3 protein-coding genes and 1 pseudogene are annotated in these 3,863 nt (G+C 72.6%); all 4 read right to left on the reverse strand.

Annotation, left to right across the window (positions count from 1 at the left end):
- Positions 1-393: pseudogene (locus tag E4099_RS30140) on the reverse strand (hypothetical protein); the annotation flags it as partial.
- 220 nt (positions 394-613) lie between these two features.
- A complete protein-coding gene (gene cbiE / locus E4099_RS30145; RefSeq protein WP_135342282.1) occupies positions 614-1,855 on the reverse strand; it encodes a precorrin-6y C5,15-methyltransferase (decarboxylating) subunit CbiE in 1,242 nt (413 codons plus the stop codon).
- A gap of 108 nt (positions 1,856-1,963) precedes the next feature.
- On the reverse strand, positions 1,964-2,608 hold the full coding sequence (locus E4099_RS30150) for a GNAT family N-acetyltransferase (protein ID WP_135342283.1): 645 nt from the start codon (positions 2,606-2,608) through the stop codon (positions 1,964-1,966).
- Between the two features lie 308 nt (positions 2,609-2,916).
- The gene (locus E4099_RS30155; protein ID WP_167828531.1) at positions 2,917-3,735 is read right to left on the reverse strand and encodes a MetQ/NlpA family ABC transporter substrate-binding protein; all 819 of its coding nucleotides are present in this window, start codon (positions 3,733-3,735) and stop codon (positions 2,917-2,919) included.
- Positions 3,736-3,863: the final 128 nt, after the last annotated feature.

The following is a 3,863-nucleotide window of genomic DNA, read 5'->3' on the forward strand; positions in this document are numbered from 1 at the left end:
GGTCTGGGCCGCGGGCTGGTCGAGGGGGCCGGGCTGGTACGTACCGGCCTGGGGCGCGCCGTGCGGCAGCGGTTCGGCGGCGGGCTGCTGCTCGTACCCGCCCTGCTGGTCGTACTGGTGCTGCCGCTGGTCGTACTGGTGCTGCTGGTACGGGTCCGGCTGCGGGTACGAGCCCTGCTGCGGATAGGGCTGCTGCTGGTCCATCCAGGCGCCCTGGGAGCCCGGCATCAGCAGCATGTCGTCCTCGTAGCCGGCGGTTTCCTGCGCCTCGTGGCCCTGGTGCGGGACGGACTGCGGGTCGGCGTAGGGATACGCGGAGTGCGGCGGAAGTACGGGATGTCCGCCCGCGCTCTCCGGCAGTCCCTCACCCGGGACCTGGCCGGTGTCGGTCATGCGTTCCCCTCGCCCATCGCTAGTGCTCCATCCAACCCGCCGACAGCAAGAACGAGCGTGCGCGATGTGCGGCACGTTGCACGTCCCCTACCCCGTCGTACCGCGGTCCGCCAAGGGAGCGACGCGATCCCGCCATTGGCGGATAAAGCGCCGAACACCGGGCGACGGTACGGGCGGTACAACAGTCCGCCAGCCTACCTCGGGCACGGGTCGGCCGAGGTCACGGGTGGGGGCGGTGACCGCACAGCAGGAACCGGACGGCGCGCTCGCGCTCGGTCCATCCCCGGGTGTCCAACTCCACCGACTGGAGCAGCACGCACTCGACGCCGTACCCCGCGTCGGCGAGCACCGCGCCCACCGCCTCCGCGGCGTCCCGGGTGGCGGCGTGGGTGACGATGCGCTCCGGGCGGCGGGCGGCGCAGGCGGCCACCACCGGGACCCCGCCGCCACCGATCCGGACCACATCGGGCTCCGGGAGGTCTTCCAGCACCTGCGGCGCGGAGCCGTGCACGGTCTGGAGCTGGACCCCGAAGCGGCGGGCGAGCGCCGCAACACGGCCGCAGGCGTCCGCGTCCCGGTCGACGGCGATCACCGCGGCGCCGAAGCCGGCCGTCTCCACGGCCGCCGCGCCGCTGCCCGCGCCGATGTCCCACACCAGGTCGCCCACCCGGGGACCGAGGCGGGCGAGTTGCGCGGCGCGCAGCTGCGGGGACTCGTCCTCGCCGAGCACGGTGGCGTACGCGGGGGCGGGCAGGGCCCAGCCGCGCAGCGGCGAGGGGTAGCCGGTGGCGCGTCCGGCGATCCAGCCACCGGTCCCGGCTGCCGGTTGGCCGCGCCCGGGGGCCACCGGGCGGGCGCCGGTGCCGCCGATGACGATGACCACGTTGGGGTCGCGCCAGGTGTGGTCGGCGACCTTGTCCGAGGTGAGGACCGTCACCTGCTCCCGCTCGGTGCCCAGTGCCTCGCAGATGACGAAGGTGCGGTGGACTCCCTGGAGCAGCAGGGCGAGTTCGGCGGGGCCGGCGCCGGGCGAGGTGAGCACCGCGACCTTGGTGTGCGCGCGGCAGACGTTGACCGCGCGGCGCAGGTCGCGGGTGTGCGCCACCACGACCTGGGCGTCGTCCCAGGGCATACCGGCCCGGGCGAAGGCGGTGGCCACGGAGGAGACGGCCGGCATGACCTCGACCTCGAGGCCGTGTTCGGGCGCGCGCAGGGTGCGGACCACCCCGAAGAAGCCGGGGTCGCCGTCGGCGAGGACCACGGCCGTGCCGCGGTGCTGTGCGATGCGGCGGGCGGCCAGGTGCACGCTGCCGAGCCGGACGCGTTCGGCGCCGGGCGGGATCTCGGGCAGGGCCAGATGGTGTGCGGCGCCGGCCACCAGGGTGGCGGCGGCGACGGCGGAGCGAGCCGCGTCCGTCAGCGGGGTACCGTCCCAACCGATCACCGTGACGCGGTCGGCCATCGTCGTCTTTCTCCCGGTTTCTTCGCAGGTCAGTCGCGGCGCGTGAGCGCGCGGGCGGGGGCTGGCCCGAGAGTACCCCGGCGGTTGGGACCGGCGGGGGGCGGTGGGTCAGCTCCAGTCGGCGAAGGCGCCGAATCCCGAGCCGGTCGGGGCGCCCGGGACGCCGTCCAGGTCTTCCGGGAGGAGACTCCAGACGATCAGATCGGTACGGATGTCCATCCAGCCGCCCAGCGGATCGTGGTCCCGCCGGGCGCGGGCTATCCAGGCGTTGCGCAGCACGCCCTCGCTGATGCAGCCGACCTTCTGGGCCACCTGCTGGGCGGCGGTGTTGTCGGCCGGGGTGCGCAGCTCCAGGCGTTCGAACTTCTGGTCGCCGAAGAGCCACCCGGCGACGCCGAGCACGGATTCCGAGGCATAGCCCTCACCGCGGGCCCAGGGGGCGGTGAGGTAGGCGATCTCGCTGGAGCGGCAGCGCCAGTCGGTGCCGTGCAACCGGGCGACGCCCACCAGGCGCTGGGTGAGGAACTCGGTGACCGCGAAGACGATGCCGCGACCGCTGGTGCGTTCGGCGGGGGCGATCCGGGTGATCCACTCGTGGGCGTCGTGGGCGGTGTAGGGGTGCGGGGCGGTGGTCCAGGCGGTGACGAGCTCGTCGTTCATCATCTCGGTCAGCTGCGGGGCGTCCTGCCCGGTGAAGGGGCGCAGCACCAGCCGATCCGTGTTGATGCAGATGTCCGGGAAGGTGGATGTCATGACTCGCTCCGTAACCAGGGCCTGGGCCTTCGGGAGAGCCCAGCATGCAGCATCGGCCCGGTGACGTGCAGCCGAGAGGGCCCGGTGGCGGGCCCGGTCCGTGCGGACCGACGCCCTCCACTCCGCCTGCGGGGGTTGGTTCCCCCGCCGCCCCGCCGCGGGGGGCTGGCTCCCCGCCACGCCCTCCGCGGGGGCTGGTTGCCCGCCGCCCCGGCGCGGGGCGGGCGGCGCGGTGGCCGGCCGCCGGGCGCCGGGGACCGGACGGACCAGGGGGACCTGAAGGGCCTGAGGGCCCAAGGGGTCGGGGATCAGAAGGAGGGGATGACCGCTCCGTCGTACTTTTCCTCGATGAACTTCTTCACCTCGGGCGAGGTCAGCAGCTTGACCAGCTTCTTGACCTGCGGGTCCTTCTCGTGACCCTGCTTCACCACGAGGATGTTGCCGTACGGGTTGTCCTTGGGGGACTCCAGCGCCAGGGCGTCCTTGCCGGGCTTGAGGTCGGCCTCGATGGCGTAGTTGCCGTTGATGACCGCGGCGTCCACGTCGTCCAGGGAGCGCGGCAGCATGGCGGCCTCCAGCTCCTTGAACTTCAGTCCCTTGGGGTTCTCGGCGATGTCGGCCGGGGTGGCTTCGTTGCCGGCGTCGCTCTTGAGGGTGATCAGCTTGTTGTCCTCCAGCAGCTTGAGGGCCCGCGCCTCGTTGGACGTGTCGTTGGGGATGCCGATGGTGGCGCCCTTCTCGATGTCCTTGGGGGACTTGGCGTTGTGGGAGTAGAGGCCGAGCGGCTCCAGGTGCACGGTGACCGCGGGGACGAGGTGGGTGCCCTTCTTCTTGTTGAAGTCGTCCAGGTACGCCTGGTGCTGGAAGAAGTTGGCGTCCACCGAGCCGTCCTCGGTCGCCGTGTTCGGCGTGACGTAGTCGGTGAACTCCCGCACCTCGAGCTTGAGGCCGGCCTTGTCGGCCAGGTGGTCCTTGACGTAGTTGAGGATCTCGGCGTGCGGGACCGGGGTCGCGGCGACCACCAGCGCGCCGTCCTTGCCACCGGAGTCGGGGCCGCAGGCGGTGGCACCGAGGGCGAGCGCGCCGACGGTGAGGGCGATGGCGGAGATCTTTATGGTGTTACGCACGAAAAGTGCCTTTCTATCTGGGTGTACGAGCCCGCCGCGGATGCGGGCTCGCATCGCGGTGCGGTGGGGTCCGTAGCCGAGGTGCCCGGAGACGGTGCGTCGGTGGGCGGGGTGTCAGTGGACGAGGG

Source organism: Streptomyces palmae (assembly GCF_004684805.1).
Taxonomy (GTDB): Bacteria; Actinomycetota; Actinomycetes; order Streptomycetales; family Streptomycetaceae; genus Streptomyces; species Streptomyces palmae.

Excerpts from the sequence above, each read along its gene's own strand:
- cbiE (WP_135342282.1), bottom strand. The coding sequence starts at position 1,855 with ATGGCCGACCGCGTCACGGTGATCGGTTGGGACGGTACCCCGCTGACG.
- E4099_RS30150 (WP_135342283.1), bottom strand. The coding sequence starts at position 2,608 with ATGACATCCACCTTCCCGGACATCTGCATCAACACGGATCGGCTGGTG.